Here is a 26161-nt window from a genome sequence, read left to right as displayed (position 1 = left end):
CTCAGATTTTCCCCCGCGCGGGTTTTTGGTGGGGGGGGGGAGTGTGGGCCCCCCCCCCCGGGAACGGGCGAAGGGCGGGTAGGGGACCTCCGCCCCGCGCAGCGGTACCCGTGTGGCTAGAAGCCGTGGCGGGAGCCGCCGTCGATGGGGAGCATCACGCCCGTGAGGTACGAGGCCGCCGGCGAGAGGAAGAACGCCGCCGTGCGCCCGAACTCCTCCGGCGTCCCGTACCGCCGCAGCGGGATCCGGGACTCGTGCCCCGCCCGCACGGCCGCCGCGTCGCCGGACAGCGCGTCCAGCTCCCGCACCCGGTCGGTCTCGATCCGCGCCGGCAGCAGCCCGACCACGCGGATCCCGCGCGGCCCCAGCTCCACCGACAGGGACTTCGCGAAGCCCGCCAGCCCGGGCCGCAGGCCGTTGGAGATCGTCAGGCCGGGGATCGGCTCGTGCACCGAGCCCGACAGGACGAAGCCGATGACCCCGCCCTCGCCCAGCTCCGCGGCCGCCGCCCGGGCCAGCCGCACCGCGCCCAGGAACACCGACTCGAACGCCGCCGTCCACTGCTCGTCCGTGTTGTCCAGCGCGCCGCCCGGCGCCGGTCCGCCGACGCTGATGAGGATGCCGTCGAGCCGGCCGAACCGCTCCTTGGCCTCCGCCACCAACCGCTCCGCGGCCCCCGCGTCGGCGTTGTCGGCCGCCAGGCCCACCGCGTCCGGCCCCAGTTCGGCGGCCGCGGCGGCCGCCCGCTTCTCGTCCCGTCCGGTCAGCAGCACCTTCGCGCCGTCCGCGACCAGTTCCCGCGCGGACGCGAAGCCGAGGCCGCGGGTGGCGCCGGTGACGATGTAGACACGGCCCTTCAGTCCAAGATCCATGCCGCCCAACCTACGCGGAAGCGGGCTCCGGCGACATGGTCTGCGCCGCTGCGGCCGCCGCCTCCAGGTCCCGCCGCTCCCGGCGTACGAGGACCAGCCAGCCCACCGGCACCGCCGCCGCGAACAGCCACCACTGCACGGCGTACGCCATGTGCGGGCCGATCGAGTCGTGGTCGGGCTCCGCCACCGCCTCGGGCGCACCGCCCGGCGGCAGCGGGGAGGTCAGTTCGAGGTAGCCGCCGAGGACCGGCTTGCCCAGGTAGGCGGACTGCTGCTCGCTGTTGACCAGCATCACCTGCCGGTCGGGCAGGCCCTTGCGGTCCTTGATCCCGCTGCCACCGCTGGTCTCGTCCGCCTTGAGCCGTCCGTTGACCGTCACCTCGCCCGAGGGCGCGGCCGGCACCGGCGGGTAGGCGGTCGGGTCGTCGCCGCCGGGCACCCAGCCCCGGTTGACCAGCACCACCCGTCCGTCGCCCAGCACGAGCGGGGTCACGACCTGGAAGCCGACCTTGTCGTCGTTCGAGGTGCGCATCCGCACGACGACCTCGTGCGCGGAGTCGTACGTACCGGTGGCCGTGACGGCACGCCAGTAGTCGGAGCGCGGGACGGTGTGGCCGGGCGAGGTGACCTCGGTCACCGGCACGGGCTTCGCGGACAGGTTCTTCGCGATCAGCTCGTTCTGGGCGACCCGGTGCTCGTGGCGGTGGTACTGCCAGAACCCCAGCTTGATCATCACGGGGATGAGGACGAGGGCGATGAGGGTGAGGCACACCCACTGCCGGGTCAGCAAGAAGCGGTACACGCCCATGACGGTACCCGCAAGGGAAAAGACCCCGGAGGCCGGGTGGCCTTCCGGGGTGGGAGGGGAGGAACGGGACGGGTCAGACGCGGTCGACGATGCCCACCCTCCCCTCCGCGCGGGCGCAGTGCCCACCGCAGAACCACTGCCCCTCGACCTCCACGCCCTGCCCGATGATCTGGACCCGGCAGTGCTCGCAGATCGGCGCCATCCGGTGGATGGCGCAGGAGAAGCAGTCGAAGACGTGAATCGCGCCCTGTGCATGAACCTCGAAGGACATGCCGTAGTCGTTTCCGCAGACCTCGCAACGTGCCATGCGCCGCATGCTTCGCGGGCCGGAGGGCCGGAACAAGATCCGCCGGGGTGAGTCGCCGCGCCTGCACCCGCCCGGAGCAATGCCGGGCAATGCCGGGCAAAGCCGGGAGCGAGGCCCCGCCGCTACTTCTCTTCGGCGGGCGCCACGTCCCGCAGCAGCTGGGTGAAGGCCGCCTCGTCGACGACGGGGGTGCCGAAGGACTTGGCCTTGACCGTCTTGGAGGTCGCGGAGTCGGGGTCGTTGGTGACGAGCAGGCTGGTGAGCCGCGACACGCTCGTCGCGACATGCAGCCCGGCCTCCACCGCCCGGTCCTCCAGCAGCTCCCGGTCCACCGAGGTGTCCCCGGAGAAGGCGACCCGCATGCCCTGCTTCAGCGGCTTGCCGTCCTCGAACCGCCCCGGGTTCGGGTACGGGGAGGGCGCCAGCTTCCGGGAGGCCCGCCAGCTGCCCCCGTACGAGGCCTGGTAGCCGACACGCGGCGTGGCGGGGGAGTCCGACCACTCCGTCAGCGGGCGGCACTCCAGCAGGGGGAGGCGCACGCCGTCCCGCGCGGCCGCGTGCAGCGAGGGGCGGAACGCCTCCGCCAGGACGCGGGCGTCGTCGAGGGCGTGGTGGGCGCGCTGCTGGACCACCCCGTAGTGCGCGGCGAGGGACTCCAGCTTGTGGTTGGGCAGCGGGAGGTCCAGCTCCTTCGACAGGGCGATGGTGCACAGCCGCTGGCGGACCGGCGCGGCCGACGAGGCCCGCGCGTACTCCCGGGCGATCATCTGCCAGTCGAAGATGGCGTTGTGCGCGACGAGGACCCGGTCCGCGAGCCGCTCGGCGAACTCCCCGGCGATGTCCTCGAAGAGGGGCGCGTCCGCGAGCATCTCGCTCGTCAGCCCGTGGATCCAGACCGGGCCCGGGTCCCGCCGCGGGTTGACCAGGCTGTACCAGTGGTCCTCGACGTTGCCCCGTGCGTCGAGCCGGTAGACGGCCGCGGAGACTATCCGGTCGTCGCGAGCGAGCCCGGTCGTCTCCACGTCGACGACCGCGTACCCCTGGGGGTACGCGGTCGGCCACGTCGTGTCTGCGGTCGTACGGTCGTCGAGCATGGTCATAGAGGATACGGGCCCTCACCGACAGTTCCGATCCGCCGTCGGGTCATCCGGCCGCGAGCAGGGCTTCCGTCAGGGTGCGCACGGTGAGGACGAAGAGGCGTTCCGGGTCCACCGGGCGGGCCAGGGCGCCGGCCAGGGCCGGGTCGTCGGGGGCGTCGGCCGGGTCCCACAGTTCGGCCTCCCCGGGGGACTGGACGGGGGAGCGCTCGCGGTTGCGCTCGACCAGGACGAAGCCCACCACCTGGAACTGGACGGCGCGCACGGCGTCGGCGGCGCGGGCCCCGCCCAGGCCCGCCGCCCGCACCTCGGCGACCAGGGCCCGCTGGGCGGGCAGGAACATCCGGTCGGTCAGACCGCGTTCGTGGACCATCGCGATCAGGTGCGGGCGCTCGCGCAGCTCGCGGCGCATGCTGCGGGCGACGGAGACGATGCGCTCGGCGGGGGTGCGGCCGGCGGGGCGGATGGCGCCCATGTCCCGGACGGTCCGTTCGACGAGGGCGTCGAGGAGCTGTTCCCGGTTGCCCACGTGCCAGTAGATCGAGGTGACCGCCGTCCCGAGTTCGGCGGCCAGCTTGCGCATGGTGAGGGCGGCCGGGCCGTGCTGCCTGACCAGCGCGGCGGCGGCCTCCAGTACCGCCTCTCGGGTGAGCGGGCTCCTCGCCATCGGCGTCCTCCCCGGGTCGGCTGATCCGACGCACCGTCAGTTTTGGTGCGTGCGGCCCTCTTTACCCTTCATCGGCGGCGGTGTAACTGTGTTACAGAACCCTCCCCCAGACTCCGTCCGGGGGGACCCCCAGAAGGGTGGTGCGGAACATGGCACGCGTACGGTACGGAGCGCGCACCGAAGCGGAGATCGCCGCGTCGCGCGAGACGAGCTCGAACCTCCCCGACATCTGGTCCACCGGAGTGGTGGCCGTCTGGGAGACCGACCCCGACGTGGTGGCGGCCGTCCTGCCGCCGCCGCTCAAGCCCGCCGAACGGCCCCTCGTCCGGGCCAACATCAGCAAGGTCGACCTGCCCGGCTACCCGCTCGGCGCCGGCTCGGTGGCCGTCGCCGCCCGGCACGGCGGCGTCGAGGGCTGGTACCCGCTGGTCATGCCGATGACCCACGAGCGCGCCCTGACCGGCGGCCGCGAGGTCTTCGGGGAGCCCAAGAAGCTGGGCGAGGTCACCGTGGAGCGCGAGGGGCTGGTCGTCCGGGCCTCCCTCGCCCGGCACGGCATCGCCTTCGTGGAGGTGCGCGGGGCGGTGGACCGGGCGCTGCCGGTGCCCGCGCCGGCGAAGAAGACCGACTTCTACTTCAAGTTCCTCCCCGCCGTCGACGGCTCCGGCTTCGAGGACGACCCCGTCCTCGTGCACTGCACCCGCAACGAGAAGGTCCGCACACTGGAGCACCTCACCGGTGACGTGATCCTGCGCGAGTCGATGTTCGACCCCGTCGCCGACCTCCCCGTACGCCGCCTCGTGGAACTCACCATCGGCGAGAAGACCACCGACCAGCAGGGCCGCGCCGTCGAACGGGTCAGCGCCCAGGCCCTGCTCCCGTACCTCCACCAGCGCTACGACGACCCGCAACAGGCCTTCGACGGACCGCCCGAGGGGAGTGCGTGACATGAGGCTCGCATCCGGACAGGTGGCCGTCGTCACCGGCGCCGCGAGCGGCATCGGCCTGGCCATGGCCCGCCGCTTCGCCGCCGAAGGCCTCAAGGTGGTCCTCGCCGACGTGGAGGAGGGCGCCCTGCGCAAGGCCGCCGACGAGCTGCGGGCGGACGGCGCCGAGGTGCTCGCCCGCACCGTCGACGTCAGCGACCGCGACTCCGTCACCGCCCTCGCCGACGCCGCCTACGGGGCCTTCGGCGCGGTCCACGTGCTCTGCAACAACGCGGGCGTCGGCTCCGGCGCCGAGGGCCGGATGTGGGAGCACGAGCCCAACGACTGGAAATGGGCCTTCTCCGTCAACGTCTGGGGCGTCTTCCACGGCATCCAGGCCTTCGTCCCCCGCATGATCGCCGGCGGCGCCCCCGGCCACGTGGTCAACACCTCCTCCGGCGACGGCGGCATCGCCCCGCTGCCCACCGCCTCCGTGTACGCCGTCACCAAGGCGGCCGTGGTCACCATGACCGAGTCCCTCTACGCCCACCTCAAGGCGGAGGGCGCCGCCGTCGGCGCCTCGGTCCTCTTCCCCGGACCGCACATGCTGCGCACCGGCCTGTGGGAGTCGCACCGCAACCGCCCCGAGCGCTACGCGAAGGAGCGGCCGCGCAAGTCCCCGTACCGCACCCTCGACCAGTACGAGTCCGCCATGCGCGCGGCCGGGCACGAGGTGCGCTTCACCCCGGTCGAGGAGGTCGCCGAGCACGTCGTCGACGGCATCCGCGCCGACCGGTTCTGGATGCTGCCGGCCAGCGAGCACAGCGACCGGCAGATCCGCGCCCGTTCGCAGTCGATGCTCGACCGCGCCAACCCCGCCTACCTGGAAAGCTTCATCCTCGACTGAGGAGAAACAGCGTGAACGCGTACGAAGACCCGTACCTGATCGTCTCCTCCGACTGCCACGCCGGACTGCCCACCGAGCAGTACCGCCCCTACCTCGACTCCCGCTTCCACCGCGCCTTCGACGAGTTCCTCGGCCAGCGCGACGCCCGTCGCGAGGAGGCCACCCGCCTCGGCATCCGCAACGAGGCCTTCGCCGAGAAGTGGTTCCACGACCACGAGGAAGGCCTCAAGGGCGGCTGGGACTCCGCCCAGCGGCTCAAGGAGCTCGACGGCGACGGGGTCGCGGCCGAGGTCGTCTTCCCCGACGCCGACGCCGTGGACAGCCAGACCGCCGCCCCCTTCGGCGTGGGCCTCGGCCTCTCCGGCGACCAGGACCCCGAGCTGGGCATGGCGGGCGCCCAGGCGCACAACCGCTGGCTCGCCGAGTTCGTCTCCCGCAACCCCGAACGGCACTGCGGCGTCGCCCTGCTGCCCGTCACCGCCGAGCCGGACAAGGTGGTCGCCGAGATCCACCGGGCCAAGGAGTCCGGCCTCGGCGCCCTGATGATCCCTTCCATGTGGGTGGACAAGGCCCCCTACCACGACCGCCGCTACGACCCCGTCTGGGCGGCCGCCGCCGAGACCGGGATGCCCGTCCTCACCCACTCGGGCGCCGCCCCGCGCCACGAGTACGGCGACCACCTCGGCATCTACGTCTCCGAGGTCACCTGGTGGCCCGCCCGCCCGCTGTGGTTCCTGCTGTGGTCCGGGGCCTTCGAACGCCACCCGGGCCTGAAGTTCGGCGTCGCCGAGTCGGGCTGCTGGTGGCTGCCGAACCAGCTGTGGTTCATGGACCGCCTCTACCTCGGCGCGCACGGCGGCAAGAAGCTCTCGCCCTTCGCCGAGCTCAAGCGCCCGCCGAGCGAGTACCTCGACCGGCAGGTGTTCGTCTGCGCCACCAACACCAAGCGCCGCGAACTCGCCCAGCGCTACGAGATCGGCGTGGACAACATCCTGTGGGGCTCGGACTTCCCGCACCCCGAGGGCACCTGGCCCGACACCCGCAACTGGCTGGCCAGGACCTTCCACGACATCCCCGTCGCCGAGACCCGGCGCATGCTGGGCCTGGCGGCGGCCGAGGTCTTCGGCTTCGACACGGCGAAGCTCGCCCCGCTCGCCCGCCGCATCGGCCCCACCCCGGCCCAGCTGGGCCAGAGCCCCGACCAGGCGGCGGTGGAGGCCTCCTGGGCCCGCTCCCGCGAGGTGGGCCGGCACTGGCTGACGGACAACGACTTCCCGGTGCTGGGGGTCTCGTCATGACGGAGGACCGCTACACGGTCGTCTCGGCGGACTGCCACGCGGGCGCCGACCTGCTGGACTACAAGCCGTACCTGGCCAAGCGCCACCACGACGCGTTCGACGCCTGGGCCGCCACGTACGTCAACCCGTACGAGGACCTCCTCGCGGACACCGCCGACCGCAACTGGAACTCGGCGCGCCGGCTGGCGGAGCTGGAGGCGGACGGCATCGTCGCGGAGGTCGTCTTCCCGAACACCATCCCGCCGTTCTTCCCCGAGGCGTCGTTGATGGCCCAGCCGCCGTCGGCCGCCGAGTACGAGCTGCGGTGGGCCGGGCTCCAGGCCCACAACCGCTGGCTGGCCGACTTCTGCGCGGACGCGCCGGGCCGCCGGGCGGGGGTGGCGCAGATCCTGCTGAACGACGTGGACGCGGCGGTGAAGGAGATCCGCCGGGCCCGTGAGGCGGGGCTGACGGGCGGCATCCTGCTCCCCGGCGTCCCGCCCGGCTCGACCGTCCCCGAGCTGTACTCGGACGCGTACGACCCCCTCTGGGCGGTCTGCGCGGAACTGGACGTCCCGGTCAACCACCACGGCGGCTCGGCGTCCCCGCCGCTGGGCGACGAACCGGCCGCCCGCGCGGTCTTCATGGTGGAGACCACCTGGTTCTCGCACCGGGCCCTGTGGCACCTGATCTTCGGCGGCGCCTTCCGCCGCCACCCGGACCTGAAACTGGTCCTCACGGAGCAGGGTTCGGGCTGGATCCCCGGCGTCCTGCAGATGCTGGACTACTACCACGGCCGCCTGGTCGCCGCCTCGTCCACGGCGGAGTCCAAGTTCGGGGCGGGGCTGGCCGACTCGATGGGCAAGGGCCCCAGCGAGGTCTGGCGGGACAACTGCTTCGTGGGGGCGAGCTTCATGCGCCCCCACGAGGTCCCGCTGCGGGAACGGATCGGCCTCGACAAGATCATGTGGGGCAGCGACTACCCCCACGACGAGGGCACCACCCCCTACTCCCGCGAGGGCCTGCGCATCGCGTACGCGGGCCTCCCGAGGGAGGAGGTCGCGGCCATGGTCGGCGGCAACGCGGCCCGGGTGTACGGCTTCGACCTGACCCTGCTGGACGCGGTGGCGGCCAAATGCGGCCCCCTGGTCTCGGAGATCGCCGAGCCCCTGACGTCCGTCCCGCCCGACGCCACCAGCCCGGCGTTCGCCCGAGGGGGGTCGGTCCGGGTCTGGTGACGCGGACTCCCGCCGGGCGGATCACCAGGGGCTCAGCCTCTTGATCCGCTCGGGCGGGATCCGGTCGAGGCCGGCGGGGTGGACGTTCGGGCCGAGCGTGATCGTCAGCCGGTCCAGGTCGGCGAGCGGGGTCAGGTCGTAGCTGCCGCTGAGTCGCCCGGTCAGGCCCAGATGCGTGAGACCGGGGAGGCCGCGCAGCGCCGCCAGGCCGTTCGGGCACTGGCAGGCGGTGAGGTCCAGCTCGGTGAGCCCGTCCTGGCCGAGCAGCACGGCCGGATCCAGGTCCGGGTGCTCCATCACGTTGAGGGCGCGGAGCGAGGGGAGCCCGGGGAGCGCGGCCACGTCGTCGACGAGCTCGGGTCCGAGGACCGTCAGGCGCTCCAGCCCGGGCCAGGGATCGAGGGAGTCGAGCCCGGGTCCGGAGCCGAGGAGCACGAGCGCCGAGAGGGACGGCGGGGCGGGCAGCTGGGAGACGCGCCGCAGACCGGTCGGCGTGTTGAACGTCAGCCATTCGAGGGCGGCCAACTCGACCAGGGGCGAGAGGTCCAGCCCCGCGGGCAGGTCGGTCAGCGCCAGCGTCCGCAGCCGGGGCAGCTCGGTGAGCGGTCCCAGACCGGAGAGCGCGGGGCAGCTGTAGAGCCCCAGATACTCGAGTTCCGGGTGTGCCGTCAGCGCCTCCAGGTCCGTGAGCCCGTTCCGGTACAGCACCAGGTTGGTCAGCCGCCGCTCGGCGAGGAACGCCGGGATCCCCTCCGCGTCACTGAGGTGCACCCTCCCGACGTGCCGCAGCCGGGCCAGCGCGGCCAACTGCTCGGGCGTGCGCACGTTGAGCATCGTCTTGGTGAGGGGAGCCTCGGCCAGGACCTCGTCGGCGAACGGCATGCCGTCGAAGTCCTGCCAGCTGCGTCCGATCTCCCACTGCACGGCGGTGCGGTCGTCGTGCCGGAAGCGGGCGACCGCCGCCATCGCCCGCACCCCGCCGACCAGCGCGGCCGTTCGCACGCAGGCGGCCGCCTCGTCCCGGGACAGCTCCTGTGGCCGGGGCAGGAGCTCCAGCACCAGTTCCCCCGCCTTCGCCAGTTCCTCGGCCTGCTCCGGGGTGCGCGGTGGCAGCAGTTCGGCGGTCCGGGACTGGATCTCGCGCCGCAGGGCCGGGTCAAGCTCCGGGGCGTGTTCCAGGCAGGCGGCGGCCAGGAGGGTCAGACGGTTGCGGGCACCCTTGACCTTGTCGGCGCGCTTCAGCAGGCCGCGGAGGATGCGGGTGCGTTCGTCCGGCCGCGCGTGGCCCACCGCCATGCGGACCACGTCGTCCCAGGTGTCGTCCTGCGCGTTGCGCACCAGCACGCCGAAGTCCCTCGACTCCACCGCCGCCTTCGCGCCCAGGTAGTCCTGGAAGGTGCGGTGGACGAAATCCACTGAGCCCTTCACCGGCTCGCGCAGCAGCCCGCTGCGGATCAGGAGGTGGGTGAAGACCTGCTCAGGGTTGCCCTGGACCTGGGGCATGGCCTCCAGCCACTCCGCCACCAGCTCGACGGCCTCCTCCCGGGCGGCCTGCACCTGCCCGTTGCGGATCAGCCAGTACGCGAACCGCTGGAGCAGCAGGATCTGTTCGTCCCTGGTGAGGTGGACCCCCTCCACCCCCGCGATCTCCCGTTCCGTGTCCCGCCGGACCAGCAGCATGTCCAGGGCCGCGTCGTACAGCTCCTTGCGGGCCCGGGGAAGCTGCATCCGCCGGTCCCGGTTCAGGGCGCAGAGCAGCGCACACATCAGGGGGTTCGTCGCCAGGCGACCCAGGTCGCGGCGGGCCGTCACCGCCTCCCGCAGGGAGGACTCGTACGCGTCCAGGTCCTCGCCCTGGCATTCCACCCGCGCGGCACGGTGCCAGTGCCCGATGAACGCCCCCACCTCCTCCTGCTCCATCGGCAGCAGCGCGTGCGGGACGAAGCCCTGCCGCGCGAGCCAGTCCTCCGGTACCGCCGACGGGCGGGTGGTGACCACGTACCGGGCCTGCGGGAAGGCCGAGACCAGGGAGCGCAGCCAGGACTCCGTGCGGGCGCGCAGCCGTTGCGGGACCTCGTCCACCCCGTCGACCAGGACCAGAGCCCGACCGTTCAGCATCAGCTCCTCCACCCAGCCCGGCGGAGCCGACAAAGGCACCCCGGCGGCCCTGAGGAACTCCTCCGGCAGCGGCAGCGGCAGGCGGTCGGACGCCGTGAAGGACCGCAGCCGCAGCACGAACGGCACGGACAGGGCCCAGGGGCCTTCCGTCTGCCGGGCGGCGTTCATGGCGAGCCACTGGAGCAGCGTGCTCTTGCCCGAGCCCGCCGGACCCCGCAACAGGACCCGGTCCGCCGCGCCGAGGGCCTCCTCCGCCCGGACCGTCGTGCGGTGCACCCCCGGCTCGCCCGGCAGCACCGGCGGCTGCTCCCCGCTCACGCCCAGGCCGATGTACGCCAGGTCCAGCGGCCACTCCTCCCGCGCCCGGGCGGTGGTCAGGCCGAACAGCTGGAGCCGCCCGTGGGTGTCGGCCACCCAGCGGGCGTACCGCTCCTCGAAGGCGTGCCCCGCCCCGTCCCCGGGTGATGCCAGCCGGTCCACCGACCGCTGCAACGCCCCCGCGCGGCGCACGAGTTCCACCTCCGCCCGGGCCCCGAACGACGGCAGCGTCGTCAGGTACTCCACCGCGTGCGCGCACGCCAGCCGGATCAGGTCCCGCGCGAGGGCCTCCGCCGCCGGGCTCAGGCCCGCCCCCGCCGGTACCGGGAGCCGGGCCGCCAGCCGCGCCGGGTCCAGGTCCGCCCCGAACAGCGCGTCGGCGTCGACCGTGCCGAGTTCCGCGAAGGCGTCGGCCACCGCGTCCAGCGCCGCCAGGCGTTCGGGCTCCGGTAACCGGGACGCGGCCCCGCCCAGCCGCTCCGCCAGCCCCTCGGCCAGCCTCCGCGCCTCCGGCGGGCCCAGCTCCTCGGGCCGGCGCCAGTGTGCGGCGGGCCGGACCGGCCGGTCCGCGAGGCCCGCGCCCGGCACCCGGCCCAGCCGGGACCTCCAGAGCAGGCCCGCCGCCGTGCTCGCCGCCCTCAAGGCCGCCGTTTCCACCCCTGCCATGAGCCCTCCCCCTTGTACCCGGGGTAACCCCGTCGGATACTGATCGGTAACAACCCCTAGCGGCACCCCGGAACCCGCCCTAAGGTGCGCCCATGCCAAATCTGCCCGATGTCGTGCTGTGGTCCATACCCGCCTTCGTGCTGCTCACCGTCATCGAGGTGGTCAGCTACCGGCTCCATCCCGACGAGGACGCCGCCGGCTACGACGCCAAGGACGCGGTCACCAGCGTCACCATGGGCATCGGCAGCATCGGCTTCGACCTGCTCTGGAAGCTCCCGGTCGTCGCGGTCTTCACCGCCGTCTACGAACTGACCCCGCTGCGGGTGCCGTTCCTGTGGTGGACCGCCCTGCTGATGCTCCTCGTCCAGGACTTCCTCTACTACTGGCAGCACCGGCTCCACCACGTCATCCGCATCCTGTGGGCCTGCCACGTGGTCCACCACAGCAGCAAGCGGTTCAACCTCACCACCGCGCTGCGCCAGCCCTGGACCAGCGCGACCACCTGGTGGTTCTACCTGCCGATGGTCGCCCTCGGGGTGCACCCCGCCGCGATCCCGTTCTGCTACGGCATCAACCTGCTCTACCAGTTCTGGGTGCACACCGAGCGCATCGGGAAGCTCCCGCGCCCCTACGAGTACGTCTTCAACACCCCCTCCCACCACCGCGTCCACCACGCCTCCCAGGGCGGCTACCTGGACCGGAACTTCGGCGGCATCCTGATCGTCTGGGACCGGATGTTCGGGTCCTGGGTCGGGGAGACCGAGCGGCCCGTCTACGGGCTCACCAAGAACATCGGCACCCACAACCCCCTGCGCGTCGCCACCCACGAGTACGCCGCCATCGCCCGCGACGTCCGCGCCGCCCGCAGCTGGCGCGAGCGCGCCGGGCGGGTGTTCCGGGGCCCCGGCTGGCAGCCCGCCCCGGCCCCGGCCGCGGTCGCGCAGGCCGAGAAGGCGCCGGAGCCCGCCGCGTGAGCACCGTCCACCCCCGTACGCGGCCCGTGCCGCGCAGCGCCGGCCGCGCCGGGCGGATCCTGCTCGGTGCCTTCGCCGGGGCCTGCGCCGTCGACCTCGTCTCGCTGCTGGCCGGCTGGCACCCGGGGCACCTGATCGCCAAGCCGCTGCTGATGCCGCTGCTGGTCGGGTACGTGCTCACCCTGCGCGCCCCCCGGCTGCTGGTCGCCGCGCTGCTGTTCGGCTGGGGCGGGGACCTCGCCCTCCTCTTCGACGCCGAGCCCGCTTTCCTCGTCGGCATGGGCTCCTTCGCCGCCGGGCACGTCTGCTACTTGCTCCTCTTCGGGCGGGGCCGGACCAGCCCCGCGCTCGGGGGCGCGTACGCCGTGGCGCTCGCCGGGACCGTCGCGCTGCTGTGGCCCGACCTGCCGGCGGACCTGCGGATCCCCGTGGCCGGCTACAGCCTGCTGCTGGCCTCCATGGCCTACCGCTCCAGCGCGCTGGGCAGGGTCGCCGGGGTGGGCGGGGCGCTGTTCCTGCTCTCCGACACCCTCATCGCCACCGGGGTGGCCGATTGGCCGCAGCTCCCGCGCCCCGACTTCTGGATCATGGCCACCTACCTGGCGGCCCAGTACCTGCTGGCCGTGGGAGCGGTCCGCCGGAAGCAGGCGTACGGTAGGGAGGTCATACAAGACTGAACTATCCCCGAGAAGCCGGAGGGCTGCACCACCATGCGCGCCACCGTCATCCACGCCCCGCACGACATCCGCGTGGAGGAGGTGCCCGACGCTGCGATCCAGCGCCCCGAGGACGCCGTCGTCCGCGTCCTGCGTGCCTGCATCTGCGGCAGCGACCTGTGGGCCTACCGCGGCGAGGCCCAGCGCCAGCCCGGCCAGCGCATCGGCCACGAGTTCCTCGGCGTCGTCGAGGAGACCGGCTCCGCCGTCTCCGGCCTGAAGGCCGGCGACCTGGTCGTGGCCCCCTTCATGTGGTCCGACGGCACCTGCGACTACTGCTCCGAGGGCCTGTACACCTCCTGCGTGCACGGCGGTTTCTGGGGCTCGGTCGGTTTCGACGGCGGCCAGGGCGAGGCCGTGCGGGTCCCGCACGCCGACGGCACCCTGGTGAAGCTGCCCGCCGCGGCCGCCTCCGACGACCACCTGCTGACCGGCCTGCTGGCCCTCTCCGACGTCATGGGCACCGGCCACCACGCCGCCCTCGGCGCCGGTGTCCGCGCCGGCTCCACCGTCGCCGTCGTCGGTGACGGAGCGGTCGGCCTGTGCGGGGTCCTCGCGGCCAAGCGCCTCGGCGCCGAGCGGATCATCGCCCTGGGCCGGCACAGCGCCCGCACCGACATCGCGAAGCTGTTCGGGGCCACCGACGTGGTCGCCGAGCGCGGCGAGGCCGCCGAGGCGGCCGTCCGCGAGCTGACCGGCGGCCAGGGCGCGCACGCCGTCATCGAGGCCGTGGGCACCGAGCAGTCCATGCGCACCGCCGTGAACATCACCCGCGACGGCGGCGCCATCGGCTACGTCGGCGTCCCGCACGGCAGCGGCACCGGCCTCGACCTCGGGGTCATGTTCGACCGCAACATCAGCCTGCGCGGCGGTGTCGCCCCGGTGCGCGCGTACATCCCGGAGCTGCTGGAGGACGTGCTCAGCGGTGCGATCGACCCGGCGCCCGTCTTCGACCGCGCCGTCTCCCTGGACGAGGTGCCGGACGGCTACCGCGCGATGGACGACCGCAGCGCCCTCAAGGTCCTGATCAAGCCCTGATCCGGCGGGTGTGAAGGGGCCGGGCGGGTGAGCCCCGCCCGGCCCCTTCCCGTCACCGCTTCACGGCCTTGAGGGCGTCGACCACGCCCGAGCCGTAGAAGCCGGTCTGCCCCCACTTGGCCCGGCAGGTGGTGGCGTCGACCAGGTTGCCGGTGCCGTCGTAGATCTTGTCCGGGCAGGCGGTCTTCGTCGCCTGCGCCTTGAGCATCGCCTGGAGCTGGGAGGGCGTGGCCCCCGGGTGCGCGCTCTTGAGCAGGGCGGCGACGCCCGCCACGTGCGGGGTGGCCATCGAGGTGCCCTGCTTGTAGCCGTAGCCGCCGCCCGGCAGGGTGGACAGCACCCGGCCGTTGGCGTCGGGGGTGGCCGGGACCTGCCACTTGTCGCCGCCGGGGGCGGCCACGTCGACGACGCCGAGGCCGTAGCTGGAGTAGTACGAGCGGAAGCCCTGGGCGCCGGTCGCGCTGACCGTGACCACGCCCGGCAGCTGCGTGGGCAGGTCCAGGCAGACCTTCGGGTCTATGGTGCGCGGCGACGGCGTGGCGTCGTCCGGGCTGGTGTCGTCGGTGATCGAGTCGGCGGCCAGGTCCCAGTTCTCGTTGCCGGCCGCGGCCACGTTCAGCACGCCCTTGCGCTCGGCGTACCGGCTCGCCCGGGTGAGGGCCTCCACCAGTGCCTTCTGGTCGTCGTCCGTCTTGCAGTTGAAGTACCAGGGGTCGACGTAGTAGCTGTTGTTGGTCACCTCGATCCCCTTCTCGGCGGCGAACATGAAGCCGCAGACGACCGCCTCGGTGTAGAAGAGGCTGGTCCCGGGCTCGCTCACCTTGATCGCAGCGACCTTGACGCCCGGTGCGACGCCGCTGACGCCGATCCCGTTGCGCGCGGCCGCGATGGTGCCCGCCACGTGCGTGCCGTGGTCGCTGCCGTTCGCGTACGGGCGCCAGGCCCCGTCGGTGGTGTCCGCGACGCCGCCGACGCAGTTCGCGGACTGCTCCTTGGAGAAGTTCGGGGCGAGGTCGGGGTGGGTGTCGTCCACGCCCGTGTCGATGACGCCCACGGTGACGTCCCGGCTGCCCGGGTTCACCTGCTGGGCCTGGTCGGCCTTGATCGCCCGCAGGTCCCACTGGTCGGCCTCGAGGGGCTCCTGCCCCGGTTCCGCCGCCGCGGCGGCCCGGGCGGCCTCCGCGTCGCCGAGCCGCTGGGTGGTGCCCTCCTCGGTGGTCTGCACCGTCTGGAGAGGGGCCGTACGGGTGGCTCCCACGGACACGAACAGGTTCCGCTGGGCCCGCAGCAGCTTGGCGAAGTCCGGGTTCTGGGAATGTGCGACGACGACGCCGATCTGTTCATAGGACGTCACCACCGTCCCGCCGGCCTGCTCGATGGCCTTCGCGGCCTGCCGGGCCGTTCCGTACGCGGTCAGGTTCGCCACGTACGAGAGCGCGGGGCCGGTGGCGGCGGCCCGGGCGGCCGGCGCCGGACCCGCCGTGTCGCCCAGCGGCGCGGCCGAGGCAGCCACCGAGGGCAGGAGGGCGAGTGAGGCCGTGAGCGCCAGGCCGACCGGAACGGCGAGGGCACGCCGGCGGCCGGATCCCAGATGAGCCATGGGTTCTCCACATCATCCGTGAATGAGCAGTCCGCACGCGGTCGCGTCGGACGCGTTCATGACAGGCGAACCTAGCGCCGCCGTTCGTCTTTGCGCCATCAGTTCGAGGAATCAGCCGTTTAAAACGCAGAACCGCCGAAGAAACAACGGGTGTTGAACCGACCCGGCGCGCCGCACGTGCCGTTGACCGGGGGGCTCAGCACCACCGCCCCCCGCACGGAGGTTGTTTTGTCCGTCCCCACCGCACCCGCGTCACAAGGAGAACCCCCCGTGACCACGCAAGCAGCGCCGCCGCCCGGCGGCGCGGGACCGACCCCGGCCCAGGTGTCGCCCGAAGAGTTCGTGCGCGTCCAGCAGAGCCCCGAGTTCACCGAACTGCGCAGCTCCTACCGTTCCTTCGCCTTCCCGCTCACCGTGGCCTTCATCGCCTGGTACCTGCTCTACGTCCTGCTGTCCAACTACGCGGGCGGCTTCATGGGGACCAAGCTGTTCGGCAACGTCAACGTCGCCCTGGTGCTCGGACTCGCCCAGTTCGCCACGACCTTCCTGATCGCCTGGCTCTACTCGCGGCACGCCAACGCCAAGCTCGACCCCAAGGCACGGGCCATCAAGAACCGGCTGGAGGGCGGAGCGTGAGCGCCATCCCGCACCTGACGACCGCCGCCGGCGCCACCGAGCACCGGCCGCTGATCATCACCCTCTTCGGGCTGTTCGTCGTCGCCACCCTCATCATCACGGTCTGGGCCGGCCGCCAGACCAAGGACGCCGCCGACTTCTACGCCGGCGGACGCCAGTTCACCGGCTTCCAGAACGGCCTCGCCATCTCCGGCGACTACATGTCCGCCGCGTCCTTCCTCGGCATCGCCGGAGCCATCGCCCTCTTCGGCTACGACGGCTTCCTCTACTCCATCGGCTTCCTCGTGGCCTGGCTGGTGGCCCTGCTGCTGGTCGCCGAACCGCTGCGCAACTCCGGCCGCTACACGATGGGCGACGTGCTCGCCTACCGGATGCGCCAGCGGCCCGTCCGCACCGCCGCCGGCACCTCCACCATCGTGGTCTCGATCTTCTACCTGCTCGCCCAGATGGCCGGCGCCGGCGTGCTCGTCTCGCTGCTGCTGGGCATCACCGCCGACGGCGGCAAGATCGCCGTGGTCGCCCTGGTCGGCGTGCTGATGATCGTCTACGTGACCATCGGCGGCATGAAGGGCACCACCTGGGTCCAGATGATCAAGGCGGTGCTGCTGATCGCGGGCACCCTGCTGATCACCTTCCTGGTGCTGCTCAAGTTCGACTTCAACGTCTCGGCGCTGCTCGGCCAGGCCGCCGAGCACAGCGGCCAGGGGGCGAAGTTCCTGGAGCCGGGCCTGAAGTACGGCAAGGACTCGCTGACCAAGCTGGACTTCTTCTCCCTCGGCCTCGCCCTCGTCCTCGGCACCGCCGGCCTGCCGCACATCCTGATCCGCTTCTACACGGTCCCCACGGCCAAGGCCGCCCGCAAGTCCGTGAACTGGGCCATCGGCATCATCGGCGCCTTCTACCTGATGACCATCGCCCTCGGATTCGGCGCCGCGGCCCTCCTCGACCGCGACGCGATCATCAAGTCCAACAAGGCCGGCAACACCGCGGCCCCGCTGCTCGCCCAGGCCGTCGGCGGCGGCCCCGACTCCACCGGCGGGGCGATCCTCCTCGCCGTGATCTCCGCGGTGGCCTTCGCCACCATCCTCGCCGTGGTCGCGGGCCTCACCCTGGCCTCCTCCTCGTCCTTCGCGCACGACATCTACGTCAACGTCATCCGCAAGGGACGGGCCACCGAGAAGGAGGAGGTGCGCGCCGCCCGCTGGTCCACCGTGGTCATCGGCGCCGTCGCGATCTTCCTCGGCGCGCTGGCCCGGGACATGAACGTGGCCGGCCTGGTCGCCCTCGCCTTCGCGGTCGCCGCCTCCGCCAACCTCCCGACGATCCTCTACAGCCTCTTCTGGAAGCGCTTCACCACCCGGGGCGCGCTGTGGTCCATCTACGGAGGCCTGATCTCGGCGGTCGGCCTGGTCCTCTTCTCGCCGGTGGTCTCCGGGAAGCCCACCTCGATGTTCAAGGACGCCGACTTCTACTGGTTCCCGCTGGAGAACCCCGGCATCATCTCGATCCCGCTGGGCTTCCTCCTCGGCTGGCTCGGCACCCTCCTGTCCAAGGAGGAGGCCGACCCCGAGAAGTTCGCCGAGCTGGAGGTACGCTCCCTCACCGGCACCGGGGCCCACTGACAGGGGCTCCCGGAGACCGTACGAACACCGTGCGTGGCCGCGTCGTACTTCCGTACGACGCGGCCGTGTTACGTCTCGTTCATTCGGGCACCTCTCCCGGACACACCGGTCGCGTACGCTCGATCCATAGAACCTCTAGATCCGGACAGGGGAGGGGGCCCACAGTGCTTCTCGACACGTACGGCCGCGTGGCCACTGACCTGCGCGTCTCGCTCACCGACCGGTGCAATCTGCGCTGTACCTACTGCATGCCCGAAGAAGGCCTGCAGTGGCTGGGAAAGTCCGATCTGCTGAGCGACGACGAGATCGTCCGGCTGATCCGCATCGCCGTCACGCACCTGGGCATCACCGAGGTCCGCTTCACCGGCGGCGAGCCGCTGCTGCGGCCCGGCCTGGTCGGCATCGTCGAGCGGTGCGCGGCCCTGGAGCCGCGCCCCAAGATGTCGCTGACCACCAACGGCATCGGTCTCAAGCGCACCGCGCAGGCGCTCAAGGCCGCCGGCCTGGACAGAGTGAACGTTTCGCTCGACACCCTGCGCCCCGAGGTCTTCAAGACCCTCACCCGCCGCGACCGCCACCACGACGTGATCGACGGCATGGCCGCCGCCCGCGAGGCCGGCCTCACCCCGGTCAAGGTCAACGCCGTCCTGATGCCCGGCCTCAACGACGACGAGGCCCCCGACCTGCTCGCCTGGGCCGTGGAGAACGAGTACGAGCTCCGCTTCATCGAGCAGATGCCGCTCGACGCCCAGCACGGCTGGAAGCGCGACGGCATGATCACCGCCGGGGACATCCTCCAGTCCCTGCGCACCCGCTTCACCCTCACCGAAGAGGGCGCGGACGAGCGCGGCTCCGCCCCCGCCGAGCGCTGGGTGGTCGACGGCGGCCCGGCCACCGTCGGGGTCATCGCCTCCGTCACCCGCCCCTTCTGCGGCGCCTGCGACCGCACCCGGCTCACGGCCGACGGCCAGGTGCGCACCTGCCTGTTCGCCACCGAGGAGTCCGACCTGCGCTCCGCGCTGCGCTCGGGCGCCCCGGACGAGGAGATCGCCCGCCTGTGGAAGGTGGCGATGTGGGGCAAGAAGGCCGGCTCCGGCCTGGACGACCCGTCGTTCCTCCAGCCCGACCGCCCGATGTCCGCGATCGGCGGCTGAGCGTGCGAAAGGGCCCCTCCCGTTCCCGGGAGGGGCCCTTTCGCACGTCTGCGGTCAGCGCTCCGAACCCTCCGGCTGCACCCACTCCTCCAGCTTCACGACGTCCTTGAGGAAGCCCCGGACTCCGAGGAACTGGGACAGGTGCTCGCGGTGCTCCTCGCACGCCAGCCAGGTCTTGCGCCGCTCCGGCGTGTGCAGTTTCGGGTTGTTCCACGCCAGGACCCATACGGCCGCGTCGCGGCAGCCCTTGGCGGAGCAGGTGGGGATATCGGAAGAGGTCACGACCCCAACCCTACAAACGGAAGGGCGACGCCGGGCAGCCACGGGGGGAGCTGCCCGGCGTCGGTCCGTCGCTCCGACGGGGGATGCGGAGCGCGTAGGCAGTATGTCACGCAGGACCGGGTGGGGTGCACCGGAACTTCATGATTGATCTGAGGTTTTCCTGAGGTTCCCCGGCTCCAGTGCGGGGTGCACAGGGGCGGGTACGAAGTGCGACGGCAGCGAGGGCGCCGACTCGCGCCCGGCGTTCGCGATGACCACCGCGATGTAGGGGAGCAGGAGGCCGGCGGCGAGCGTCACCATGGCCACATGGCGCTCCACGTTCCACAGGATCACCGTGGCGATCACCGACAGGGTCCTGATGCCCATCGAGATCACGTACCGGCGCTGGCGCCCCCGTACGTCCTCCGCGAGCCCCATGCGGGCCCCGGTGATCCGGAAGACCTCGGCTCCGTTCCGCTTCGTCCGCTGCATGCCCCCACGGTACGCCGCCCCCTCGGCGGCGGGGAGGAGGGGGTACCGCCCGAATGGAGCCGCCCGACATGCGTAGTGCGCCCTACGGACCGAGACTGGGCCCACATGCGCACACCGCGCCACGAGGAGGCTCGACATGTCTTGGTTGTGGGCGATCATCGTCGGTTTCGTGCTGGGCCTCATAGCCCGGGCCATCCTGCCGGGCAAGCAGCACCAGCCGCTCTGGCTGACCACCATTTTCGGCATCATCGGCGGCATCCTCGGCAACGCCGTGGCGATGTGGATCGGTGTCCACGACACCAAGGGCATCGACTGGATCCGCCACCTGCTCCAGCTCGCCGGCGCCGTGGTCGTCGTCGGGCTCGGCGACATGATCTACCTGGCCGTCCGCGGCGACAGGCGCCGCACGGCCTGACCCGCCGGACGGCGGCGGGCATGACGAAGGGGCCGGTACCGACCTCGCGGTCCGCACCGGCCCCTCGCCTCGGGGCCCGTCAGGCGCCGGTGACCTCGACCGCCGCCAGGTTCTTCTTGCCGCGGCGCAGCACCAGCCAGCGCCCGTGCAGCAGGTCCTCCTTCGCGGCGACCGCGTCCTCGGCGGTGACCTTCGCGTTGTTCACGTAGGCGCCGCCCTCCTTCACGGTCCGGCGGGCGGCGGACTTGCTGGCGACCAGGCCGGTCTCCGCGAACAGGTCCACCACCAGGCCCAGCTCCGCCACCTGCGCGTGCGGCAGCTCGGACAGGGCCGCGGCCAGCGTGGCCTCGTCCAGGTCCGCCAGCTCGCCCTGGCCGAACAGCGCCTTCGAGGCCGCGATCACGGCCGCGCACTGGTCCGCGCCGTGCACCAGCGTGGTCAGCTCCTCCGCGAGCGCCCGCTGGGCGGCCCGCGCCTGGGGACGCTCGGCGGTCTGCGCCTCCAGCTCCTCCAGCTCCTCACGGGAGCGGAAGGACAGGATCCGCATGTAGGTGGAGATGTCCCGGTCGTCCACGTTCAGCCAGAACTGGTAGAACGCGTACGGCGTGGTCATCTCCGGGTCGAGCCACACGGCCCCGCTCTCGGACTTGCCGAACTTGGTGCCGTCCGCCTTGACCATCAGCGGGGTCGCCAGCGCGTGCACCTGGGCCTGCGGCTCCAGGCGGTGGATCAGGTCGAGGCCGGCCGTCAGGTTGCCCCACTGGTCCGAGCCGCCCTGCTGGAGCACGCAGCCGTAGCGGCGGTACAGCTCCAGGAAGTCCATGCCCTGGAGCAGCTGGTAGCTGAACTCCGTGTAGCTGATGCCCTGGTCGGACTCCAGCCGCTTGGCGACCGAGTCCTTCGTCAGCATCTTGTTGACGCGGAAGTGCTTGCCGATGTCCCGCAGGAACTCGATCGCGGACATGCCCGCGGTCCAGTCCAGGTTGTTGACCATGACCGCGGCGTTCTCGCCCTCGAAGGACAGGAACGGCTCGATCTGGGTGCGCAGGCGCGTCACCCAGTTCGCGACGGTCTCCGGGTCGTTCAGCGTCCGCTCGGCCGTCGGCCGCGGGTCGCCGATCTGCCCGGTCGCCCCGCCGACCAGCGCCAGCGGGCGGTGACCCGCCTGCTGGAGCCGGCGCACGGTCAGCACCTGCACCAGGTGCCCCACGTGCAGCGAGGCGGCCGTCGGGTCGAAGCCGCAATAGAACGTGACGGGACCGTCCGCGAAGGCCTTGCGCAGCGCTTCTTCATCGGTGGACTGGGCGAACAGCCCGCGCCACTTCAGTTCGTCGACGATGTCCGTCACGGTCTCTCGACTCCTTACGAATTGTGGAAATGCCGTGCTCAGTCTAGGTGCGTCAGACGCCCTTGCTGACCGAACTCATGTTGAAGTCCGGGATGCGGACAGCGGGCATCGCGGCCCGCGTGAAGTAGTCGCCCCACTCGCGCGGCAGCGTCTTCTCGGTGCGTCCCGCCTCCGAGGCGCGCGACAGCAGGTCCACCGGGGACTCGTTGAACCGGAAGTTGTTCACCTCGCCCGTGACCTGCCCGTTCTCCACCAGGTAGACCCCGTCCCGGGTCAGGCCCGTGAGCAGGAGGGTGGCCGGGTCGACCTCGCGGATGTACCAGAGGCAGGTCAGCAGCAGGCCCCGCTCGGTGCCCGCCACCATCTCCTCCAGCGACTTGTCCCCGCCCCCCTCCAGGATCAGGTTCCCGAAGGCCGGGGAGAGCGGCAGCCCGGTCAGCCCGGCGCTGTGCCGGGTCGTGGTCAGCCGGGCCAGCTCGCCGCCGCTGATCCACTCGGTCGCCGGCACCGGCAGGCCGTTGTCGAACACCGAGGCGTCGTCGCCCGAGCTGTGCGCGATCACGAACGGAGCCGACTCCAGGCCGGGGAAGTTCGGGTCGCTGCGCAGGGTCAGCGGCAGCCGCGAGAGCCGCTCGCCGACCCGGGTGCCGCCGCCGGGCTTGGAGAAGACCGTCCGGCCCTCCGCCGCGTCCCGCGCCGCCGCCGACCACATCTGGTAGATCAGCAGGTCCGCCACGGCCGTCGGCGGCAGCAGGGTCTCGTACCGGCCGGCCGGCAGCTCCACCTTGCGCTCGGCCCAGCCGAGGCGGACGGCGAGCTCCGCGTCCAGGACGGTCGGGTCCACGTCCTTGAAGTCGCGGGTGGCCCGGCCGGCCCAGGCGGAGCGCAGCCGGTCCGGCGACTTGGCGTTGAGCTCCAGGGTGCCGTTCGGCTGGTCGTGGCGCAGCCGCAGGCCCGTGGAGGTGCCCACGTACGTGGAGACCAGCTCGTGGTTGGCGAACCCGTAGAGCTCCCGGCCGCCCGCCCGGGCGCGGGCGAAGGCCTCGCCGAGGGCCGGGGCGAAGTCCGCGAACACGGCCGAGGAGGTCTCGTCCGGGGCGTCGGCGAAGTCCGGGGAGGCCGGGGTGCCGGTCACCAGCGGCTGGGCGTCCTCGGCGGGGCCGGCGGCCCGCGCGGCGGCCTCGGCGGCCCGGACCAGCGGTTCCAGGTCGGCGGCGGTGACGGCGGAGCGGGAGACGACCCCCGAGGCCGTCCCCTGGCCGCCGTCGACCGTGGCGATGACCGTGAGGGTGCGGCCGCGGGTGACGCCGTTGGTGGTCAGCGCGTTCCCGGCCCAGCGCAGGTTGGCGCTGGACTCCTCGTCGGCGATGACCACGCAGCCGTCGGCGGTGGACAGCTCCAGGGCCCGCTCGACGATCTCGTGGGGCTTCGTGCGATTCGTCGACATCAGCGTCCGGCCTCCTGGGTGGTGTTCAAGATGTTCACGTCGCGGAACAGGGCCGACGGGCAGCCGTGCGAGACCGCCGCGACCTGGCCCGGCTGGGCCTTGCCGCAGTTGAAGGCGCCGCCCAGGACGTAGGTCTGCGGACCGCCGACCTTCTCCATCGAGCCCCAGAAGTCGGTGGTCGTGGCCTGGTAGGCGACGTCGCGCAGCTGCCCGGCCAGCCGGCCGTTCTCGATCCGGAAGAAGCGCTGCCCGGTGAACTGGAAGTTGTAGCGCTGCATGTCGATCGACCAGGAGCGGTCGCCGACCACGTAGATCCCCCGCTCCACCCCGCCGATCAGGTCCTCGGTGGACAGCCCGCCCGGATCCGGCTGGAGGGAGACGTTCGCCATGCGCTGCACCGGGACGTGCCCGGGGGAGTCGGCGTAGGCGCAGCCGTTGGAGCGGCCGAGGCCGGTCAGCTTCGCGATCCGCCGGTCCGTCTGGTAGCCGGTCAGGGTGCCGTCCTTGACCAGGTCCCAGCTCTGGGCGGCGACGCCCTCGTCGTCGTAGCCGATGGTGGCCAGGCCGTGCTCGGCGGTGCGGTCGCCGGTCACGTTCATGATCGACGAGCCGTACTTGAGGGTGCCCAGCTGGTCGAAGGTGGCGAACGAGGTACCCGCGTACGCCGCCTCGTAGCCGAGCGCCCGGTCGAGCTCGGTGGCGTGGCCGATGGACTCGTGGATGGTCAGCCACAGGTTGGACGGGTCCACGACCAGGTCGTAGCGGCCCGCCTGCACGCTCGGGGCCCGCATCTTCTCGGCGAGCAGGCCCGGGATCCGCTCCAGCTCCCCGTCCCAGTCCCAGCCCGTGCCGGTCAGGTACTCCCAGCCGCGCCCGGCGGGCGGGGCGATGGTGCGCATGGAGTCGAACTCGCCGGTGGTGGCGTCCACGGCGACCGCGGTCAGCTGCGGGTGGACGCGGACCCGCTGCTGGGTGGTCGTGGTGCCCGCGGTGTCGGCGTAGAACTTGTTCTCGTGGACGGCGAGCAGCGAGGCGTCCACGTGCGCGACGCCCTCGGCGGCCAGCAGCCGCGCGCTCCATTCGGCGAGCAGGGCCGACTTCTCGGCGTCCGGCACGTCGAAGGGGTTCACGTCGTAGGCCGAGATCCAGGTCTTGTCGGCGTGCACCGGCTCGTCGGCGAGCTCCACCCGCTCGTCGGAGCCGGCCGCCTTGATGACCTGCGCCGACAGCTTCGCCATGGCCACGGCCTGCGAGGCGACCTTGGCCGCACCGTCCATGGTGAGGTCCACGCCGGACGCGAACCCCCAGCTGCCGCCGTGCACCACCCGGACCGCGTACCCGAGGTCGGTGGTGTCGGAGCCGCCGGAGGGCTTGGCGTCCCGCAGCCGCCACGAGGCGCTGCGGATCCGCTCCAGACGGAAGTCGGCATGGTCGGCGCCCAGCGCGCGCGCCCGCGCGAGCGCCGCGTCGGCGAGCGCCCGCAAGGGCAGCGCGGTGAAGGCCGCGTCGATGGAATGGGCCACGGGGGTCCTCCCGGAGTCGGGGACGGTCTGCTCGATCATGTCGCGATCGGACCCAAGGTGACCACAGGTTTCTGTAGGTATTCGACAGCCCGCGTCGCGAGGCCCTGTCGGAGCCCGATTCTCCGGATGCCGACCGCGACCGATAGGTTTTTGCTACTCAGACAGCTAAGCGAAAGGGTGATCCGTTGAGCCGCTCGGTTCTCGTCACCGGAGGAAACCGGGGCATCGGCCTCGCCATCGCCCGCGCCTTCGCCCAGGCCGGCGACAAGGTCGCTATCACGTACCGCTCGGGTGAGCCGCCGCAGGAGCTCGCCGAGCTGGGCGTGCTGGCCGTGCGCTGCGACATCACCGACTCCGAGCAGGTGGAGCAGGCCTACAAGGAGATCGAGGCCAAGCACGGCAACGTCGAGGTGCTGGTGGCCAACGCCGGCATCACCAAGGACACCCTGCTGATGCGGATGTCCGAGGAGGACTTCGCCTCCGTCGTCGACACCAACCTCACGGGCACCTTCCGTGTCGTGAAGCGGGCCAACCGTGGCATGCTGCGGGCCAAGAAGGGCCGCGTGGTCCTGATCTCCTCGGTCGTCGGCCTGCTGGGCGCGGCCGGCCAGGCCAACTACGCCGCGTCGAAGGCGGCGCTGGTGGGCTTCGCCCGCTCGCTCGCCCGCGAGCTGGGCTCCCGCAACATCACCTTCAACGTCGTCGCCCCCGGCTTCGTGGACACCGACATGACGAAGGTGCTCAGCGACGAGCAGCGCGCGGGCATCATGGCGCAGGTCCCGCTGGCGCGCTACGCGCAGCCCGAGGAGATCGCGGCCGCCGTGAGCTTCCTGGCGTCCGACGACGCCGCGTACATCACCGGAGCCGTCATTCCCGTTGACGGCGGATTGGGCATGGGTCACTGATCACCATGAGCGGAATTCTCGAGGGCAAGCGGATCCTCATCACCGGCGTGCTGATGGAGTCCTCCATCGCCTTCCACGCCGCCAAGCTGGCCCAGGAGCAGGGCGCCGAGGTCATCCTCTCCGCCTGGCCGCGCCCGTCGCTGACCGAGCGCATCGCCAAGAAGCTGCCCAAGCCGGTCAAGGTGATCGAGCTCGACGTCACCAACGACGAGCACCTGGCCCGCCTGGAGGGCCTCGTCCGCGAGGAGCTCGGCGGCCTCGACGGCGTCGTGCACTCCATCGGCTTCGCCCCGCAGGACGCGCTCGGCGGCAACTTCCTGAACACCCCGTTCGAGTCGGTCGCCACCGCCATGCACGTCTCGGCGTTCTCGCTGAAGTCGCTGACCATGGCCTGCAAGCCGCTCTTCCCGGCGGAGGGCGCCGCCGTCGTCGGCCTGACCTTCGACGCGCAGTTCGCCTGGCCGCAGTACGACTGGATGGGCCCGGCCAAGGCCGCGCTGGAGGCCACCAGCCGCTACCTCGCCCGTGACCTGGGCAAGGAGAACGTCCGCTGCAACCTGGTCTCGGCCGGTCCGATCGGTTCGATGGCCGCGAAGTCCATCCCGGGCTTCGGCGAGCTGGCGGACACCTGGAACCAGCGTTCCATGCTGGCGTGGGACATGAGCGACCCGGAGCCGGCGGGCAAGGGCGTCGTGGCCCTGCTGTCCGACTGGTTCCCGAAGACCACGGGCGAGATCGTCCACGTGGACGGCGGCCTGCACGCGATGGGCGCCTGATCCTCGGATCACGGCGTCCTGCGTCCGTACGGCGGTGGCCGCGCGTCCCCCTC

General features: G+C 72.1%; 25 protein-coding genes. 13 read left to right on the top strand and 12 right to left on the bottom strand.

Annotated features, from left to right (window positions below; all coding sequences use genetic code 11):
- Window positions 1-116 precede the first annotated feature (116 nt).
- The 5 genes from ACFVXK_RS24605 to ACFVXK_RS24585 form a co-directional block, all read right to left on the bottom strand.
- Window positions 117-872, bottom strand: coding sequence for an SDR family oxidoreductase (locus ACFVXK_RS24605; RefSeq protein ID WP_389615061.1), 756 nt, complete (start codon window positions 870-872; stop codon window positions 117-119).
- 10 nt (window positions 873-882) lie between these two features.
- On the bottom strand, window positions 883-1674 hold the full coding sequence (locus tag ACFVXK_RS24600) for an SURF1 family protein (protein ID WP_389615059.1): 792 nt from the start codon (window positions 1672-1674) through the stop codon (window positions 883-885).
- Window positions 1675-1753: 79 nt separating this feature from the next.
- Window positions 1754-1987 carry a hypothetical protein gene (locus ACFVXK_RS24595; protein ID WP_389615057.1) on the bottom strand — a complete coding sequence of 78 codons (234 nt, stop codon included), beginning with the start codon at window positions 1985-1987 and terminating at the stop codon, window positions 1754-1756.
- 122 nt (window positions 1988-2109) lie between these two features.
- Window positions 2110-3087 (bottom strand): DEDDh family exonuclease, encoded by a 978-nt coding sequence (locus ACFVXK_RS24590; protein WP_389615055.1) that lies wholly within the window; start codon window positions 3085-3087, stop codon window positions 2110-2112.
- 43 nt (window positions 3088-3130) lie between these two features.
- The gene (locus ACFVXK_RS24585; protein WP_389615053.1) at window positions 3131-3751 is read right to left on the bottom strand and encodes a TetR/AcrR family transcriptional regulator; all 621 of its coding nucleotides are present in this window, start codon (window positions 3749-3751) and stop codon (window positions 3131-3133) included.
- 149 nt (window positions 3752-3900) lie between these two features.
- Between ACFVXK_RS24585 and ACFVXK_RS24580 the strand changes: the two genes are divergently transcribed.
- Genes ACFVXK_RS24580 through ACFVXK_RS24565 form a run of 4 tightly spaced genes read left to right on the top strand, consistent with a single transcriptional unit; the run spans window position 3901 to window position 8099 of the window.
- Window positions 3901-4698 (top strand): acetoacetate decarboxylase family protein, encoded by a 798-nt coding sequence (locus tag ACFVXK_RS24580; protein ID WP_389615050.1) that lies wholly within the window; start codon window positions 3901-3903, stop codon window positions 4696-4698.
- Window position 4699: 1 nt separating this feature from the next.
- Complete coding sequence (locus ACFVXK_RS24575; protein WP_389615048.1) at window positions 4700-5584, top strand: SDR family NAD(P)-dependent oxidoreductase; 885 nt, start codon at window positions 4700-4702, stop codon at window positions 5582-5584.
- An 11-nt stretch (window positions 5585-5595) separates the two neighbouring features.
- On the top strand, window positions 5596-6882 hold the full coding sequence (locus tag ACFVXK_RS24570) for an amidohydrolase family protein (protein ID WP_389615046.1): 1287 nt from the start codon (window positions 5596-5598) through the stop codon (window positions 6880-6882).
- Complete coding sequence (locus ACFVXK_RS24565) at window positions 6879-8099, top strand: amidohydrolase family protein (protein ID WP_389615044.1); 1221 nt, start codon at window positions 6879-6881, stop codon at window positions 8097-8099. Before ACFVXK_RS24570 ends, ACFVXK_RS24565 begins: the two co-directional genes overlap by 4 nt.
- A 21-nt stretch (window positions 8100-8120) precedes the next feature.
- Here ACFVXK_RS24565 and ACFVXK_RS24560 read toward each other — a convergent pair whose 3' ends face one another.
- Window positions 8121-11201 (bottom strand): NACHT domain-containing protein, encoded by a 3081-nt coding sequence (locus tag ACFVXK_RS24560; RefSeq protein ID WP_389615042.1) that lies wholly within the window; start codon window positions 11199-11201, stop codon window positions 8121-8123.
- A 92-nt stretch (window positions 11202-11293) separates the two neighbouring features.
- Between ACFVXK_RS24560 and ACFVXK_RS24555 the strand changes: the two genes are divergently transcribed.
- From ACFVXK_RS24555 to ACFVXK_RS24545, 3 genes are read left to right on the top strand one after another with little or no spacing between them, the layout of a single operon-like run.
- Window positions 11294-12175 carry a sterol desaturase family protein gene (locus ACFVXK_RS24555; RefSeq protein ID WP_389615040.1) on the top strand — a complete coding sequence of 294 codons (882 nt, stop codon included), beginning with the start codon at window positions 11294-11296 and terminating at the stop codon, window positions 12173-12175.
- Entirely contained in the window at window positions 12172-12852 is a 681-nt protein-coding gene (locus ACFVXK_RS24550) for a lysoplasmalogenase (RefSeq protein WP_389615038.1), read from the top strand. The genes ACFVXK_RS24555 and ACFVXK_RS24550 overlap by 4 nt, the downstream gene beginning before the upstream one ends.
- A gap of 33 nt (window positions 12853-12885) precedes the next feature.
- On the top strand, window positions 12886-13929 hold the full coding sequence (locus ACFVXK_RS24545) for a zinc-dependent alcohol dehydrogenase family protein (protein ID WP_045946374.1): 1044 nt from the start codon (window positions 12886-12888) through the stop codon (window positions 13927-13929).
- 52 nt (window positions 13930-13981) lie between these two features.
- Here ACFVXK_RS24545 and ACFVXK_RS24540 read toward each other — a convergent pair whose 3' ends face one another.
- A complete protein-coding gene (locus ACFVXK_RS24540) occupies window positions 13982-15529 on the bottom strand; it encodes a S8 family serine peptidase (protein WP_389615036.1) in 1548 nt (515 codons plus the stop codon).
- A gap of 270 nt (window positions 15530-15799) precedes the next feature.
- On the opposite strand from ACFVXK_RS24540, the gene ACFVXK_RS24535 reads away from it, so the two are divergent.
- The 3 genes from ACFVXK_RS24535 to moaA all read left to right on the top strand — a co-directional run bounded on the left by ACFVXK_RS24535 (window position 15800) and on the right by moaA (window position 18941).
- The gene (locus tag ACFVXK_RS24535; RefSeq protein WP_389615034.1) at window positions 15800-16165 is read left to right on the top strand and encodes a DUF485 domain-containing protein; all 366 of its coding nucleotides are present in this window, start codon (window positions 15800-15802) and stop codon (window positions 16163-16165) included.
- Window positions 16162-17787, top strand: coding sequence for a cation acetate symporter (locus ACFVXK_RS24530; protein WP_389615032.1), 1626 nt, complete (start codon window positions 16162-16164; stop codon window positions 17785-17787). The genes ACFVXK_RS24535 and ACFVXK_RS24530 overlap by 4 nt, the downstream gene beginning before the upstream one ends.
- 164 nt (window positions 17788-17951) lie before the next feature.
- A complete protein-coding gene (moaA, locus tag ACFVXK_RS24525) occupies window positions 17952-18941 on the top strand; it encodes a GTP 3',8-cyclase MoaA (RefSeq protein WP_389615030.1) in 990 nt (329 codons plus the stop codon).
- A 54-nt stretch (window positions 18942-18995) separates the two neighbouring features.
- On the opposite strand, the gene ACFVXK_RS24520 is transcribed toward moaA, so the two are convergent.
- Window positions 18996-19223 (bottom strand): hypothetical protein, encoded by a 228-nt coding sequence (locus tag ACFVXK_RS24520; RefSeq protein WP_389615028.1) that lies wholly within the window; start codon window positions 19221-19223, stop codon window positions 18996-18998.
- Window positions 19224-19361: 138 nt separating this feature from the next.
- Window positions 19362-19694: a DUF3099 domain-containing protein gene (locus tag ACFVXK_RS24515; RefSeq protein WP_389615026.1), complete on the bottom strand. Its 333-nt coding sequence runs from the start codon at window positions 19692-19694 to the stop codon at window positions 19362-19364.
- Between the two features lie 136 nt (window positions 19695-19830).
- Here ACFVXK_RS24515 and ACFVXK_RS24510 point away from each other — a divergent pair, with 136 nt between their 5' ends.
- Complete coding sequence (locus ACFVXK_RS24510; RefSeq protein ID WP_389615024.1) at window positions 19831-20109, top strand: GlsB/YeaQ/YmgE family stress response membrane protein; 279 nt, start codon at window positions 19831-19833, stop codon at window positions 20107-20109.
- Window positions 20110-20188: 79 nt separating this feature from the next.
- On the opposite strand, the gene tyrS is transcribed toward ACFVXK_RS24510, so the two are convergent.
- The 3 genes from tyrS to ACFVXK_RS24495 are packed head-to-tail and all read right to left on the bottom strand — an operon-like array spanning window position 20189 to window position 24466.
- Window positions 20189-21457, bottom strand: coding sequence for a tyrosine--tRNA ligase (gene tyrS / locus ACFVXK_RS24505; protein WP_389615022.1), 1269 nt, complete (start codon window positions 21455-21457; stop codon window positions 20189-20191).
- Window positions 21458-21509: 52 nt separating this feature from the next.
- A complete protein-coding gene (locus ACFVXK_RS24500; RefSeq protein ID WP_389615020.1) occupies window positions 21510-22904 on the bottom strand; it encodes a metallopeptidase TldD-related protein in 1395 nt (464 codons plus the stop codon).
- The gene (locus ACFVXK_RS24495; RefSeq protein ID WP_389615018.1) at window positions 22904-24466 is read right to left on the bottom strand and encodes a TldD/PmbA family protein; all 1563 of its coding nucleotides are present in this window, start codon (window positions 24464-24466) and stop codon (window positions 22904-22906) included. The genes ACFVXK_RS24500 and ACFVXK_RS24495 overlap by 1 nt, the downstream gene beginning before the upstream one ends.
- Before the next feature lie 146 nt (window positions 24467-24612).
- Here ACFVXK_RS24495 and fabG point away from each other — a divergent pair, with 146 nt between their 5' ends.
- Window positions 24613-25332: a 3-oxoacyl-[acyl-carrier-protein] reductase gene (gene fabG, locus ACFVXK_RS24490; protein WP_389615016.1), complete on the top strand. Its 720-nt coding sequence runs from the start codon at window positions 24613-24615 to the stop codon at window positions 25330-25332.
- A gap of 5 nt (window positions 25333-25337) precedes the next feature.
- Complete coding sequence (gene fabI, locus ACFVXK_RS24485) at window positions 25338-26108, top strand: enoyl-ACP reductase FabI (RefSeq protein ID WP_365150385.1); 771 nt, start codon at window positions 25338-25340, stop codon at window positions 26106-26108.
- Window positions 26109-26161: the final 53 nt, after the last annotated feature.

The organism is Streptomyces sp. NPDC058157 (genome assembly GCF_042884105.1).
Classification (GTDB): Bacteria; Actinomycetota; Actinomycetes; order Streptomycetales; family Streptomycetaceae; genus Streptomyces.
This window is presented reverse-complemented; position numbering and strand designations above follow the sequence as displayed.

Excerpts from the sequence above, each read along its gene's own strand:
- ACFVXK_RS24560 (WP_389615042.1), bottom strand. The coding sequence starts at position 11,201 with ATGGCAGGGGTGGAAACGGCGGCCTTGAGGGCGGCGAGCACGGCGGCG.
- ACFVXK_RS24575 (WP_389615048.1), top strand. The coding sequence starts at position 4,700 with ATGAGGCTCGCATCCGGACAGGTGGCCGTCGTCACCGGCGCCGCGAGC.
- ACFVXK_RS24590 (WP_389615055.1), bottom strand. The coding sequence starts at position 3,087 with ATGACCATGCTCGACGACCGTACGACCGCAGACACGACGTGGCCGACC.
- ACFVXK_RS24605 (WP_389615061.1), bottom strand. The coding sequence starts at position 872 with ATGGATCTTGGACTGAAGGGCCGTGTCTACATCGTCACCGGCGCCACC.
- ACFVXK_RS24495 (WP_389615018.1), bottom strand. The coding sequence starts at position 24,466 with ATGATCGAGCAGACCGTCCCCGACTCCGGGAGGACCCCCGTGGCCCAT.
- ACFVXK_RS24580 (WP_389615050.1), top strand. The coding sequence starts at position 3,901 with ATGGCACGCGTACGGTACGGAGCGCGCACCGAAGCGGAGATCGCCGCG.
- ACFVXK_RS24515 (WP_389615026.1), bottom strand. The coding sequence starts at position 19,694 with ATGCAGCGGACGAAGCGGAACGGAGCCGAGGTCTTCCGGATCACCGGG.
- ACFVXK_RS24565 (WP_389615044.1), top strand. The coding sequence starts at position 6,879 with ATGACGGAGGACCGCTACACGGTCGTCTCGGCGGACTGCCACGCGGGC.
- ACFVXK_RS24510 (WP_389615024.1), top strand. The coding sequence starts at position 19,831 with ATGTCTTGGTTGTGGGCGATCATCGTCGGTTTCGTGCTGGGCCTCATA.
- ACFVXK_RS24555 (WP_389615040.1), top strand. The coding sequence starts at position 11,294 with ATGCCAAATCTGCCCGATGTCGTGCTGTGGTCCATACCCGCCTTCGTG.
- ACFVXK_RS24540 (WP_389615036.1), bottom strand. The coding sequence starts at position 15,529 with ATGGCTCATCTGGGATCCGGCCGCCGGCGTGCCCTCGCCGTTCCGGTC.
- ACFVXK_RS24585 (WP_389615053.1), bottom strand. The coding sequence starts at position 3,751 with ATGGCGAGGAGCCCGCTCACCCGAGAGGCGGTACTGGAGGCCGCCGCC.
- ACFVXK_RS24595 (WP_389615057.1), bottom strand. The coding sequence starts at position 1,987 with ATGGCACGTTGCGAGGTCTGCGGAAACGACTACGGCATGTCCTTCGAG.
- ACFVXK_RS24500 (WP_389615020.1), bottom strand. The coding sequence starts at position 22,904 with ATGTCGACGAATCGCACGAAGCCCCACGAGATCGTCGAGCGGGCCCTG.
- ACFVXK_RS24545 (WP_045946374.1), top strand. The coding sequence starts at position 12,886 with ATGCGCGCCACCGTCATCCACGCCCCGCACGACATCCGCGTGGAGGAG.
- fabI (WP_365150385.1), top strand. The coding sequence starts at position 25,338 with ATGAGCGGAATTCTCGAGGGCAAGCGGATCCTCATCACCGGCGTGCTG.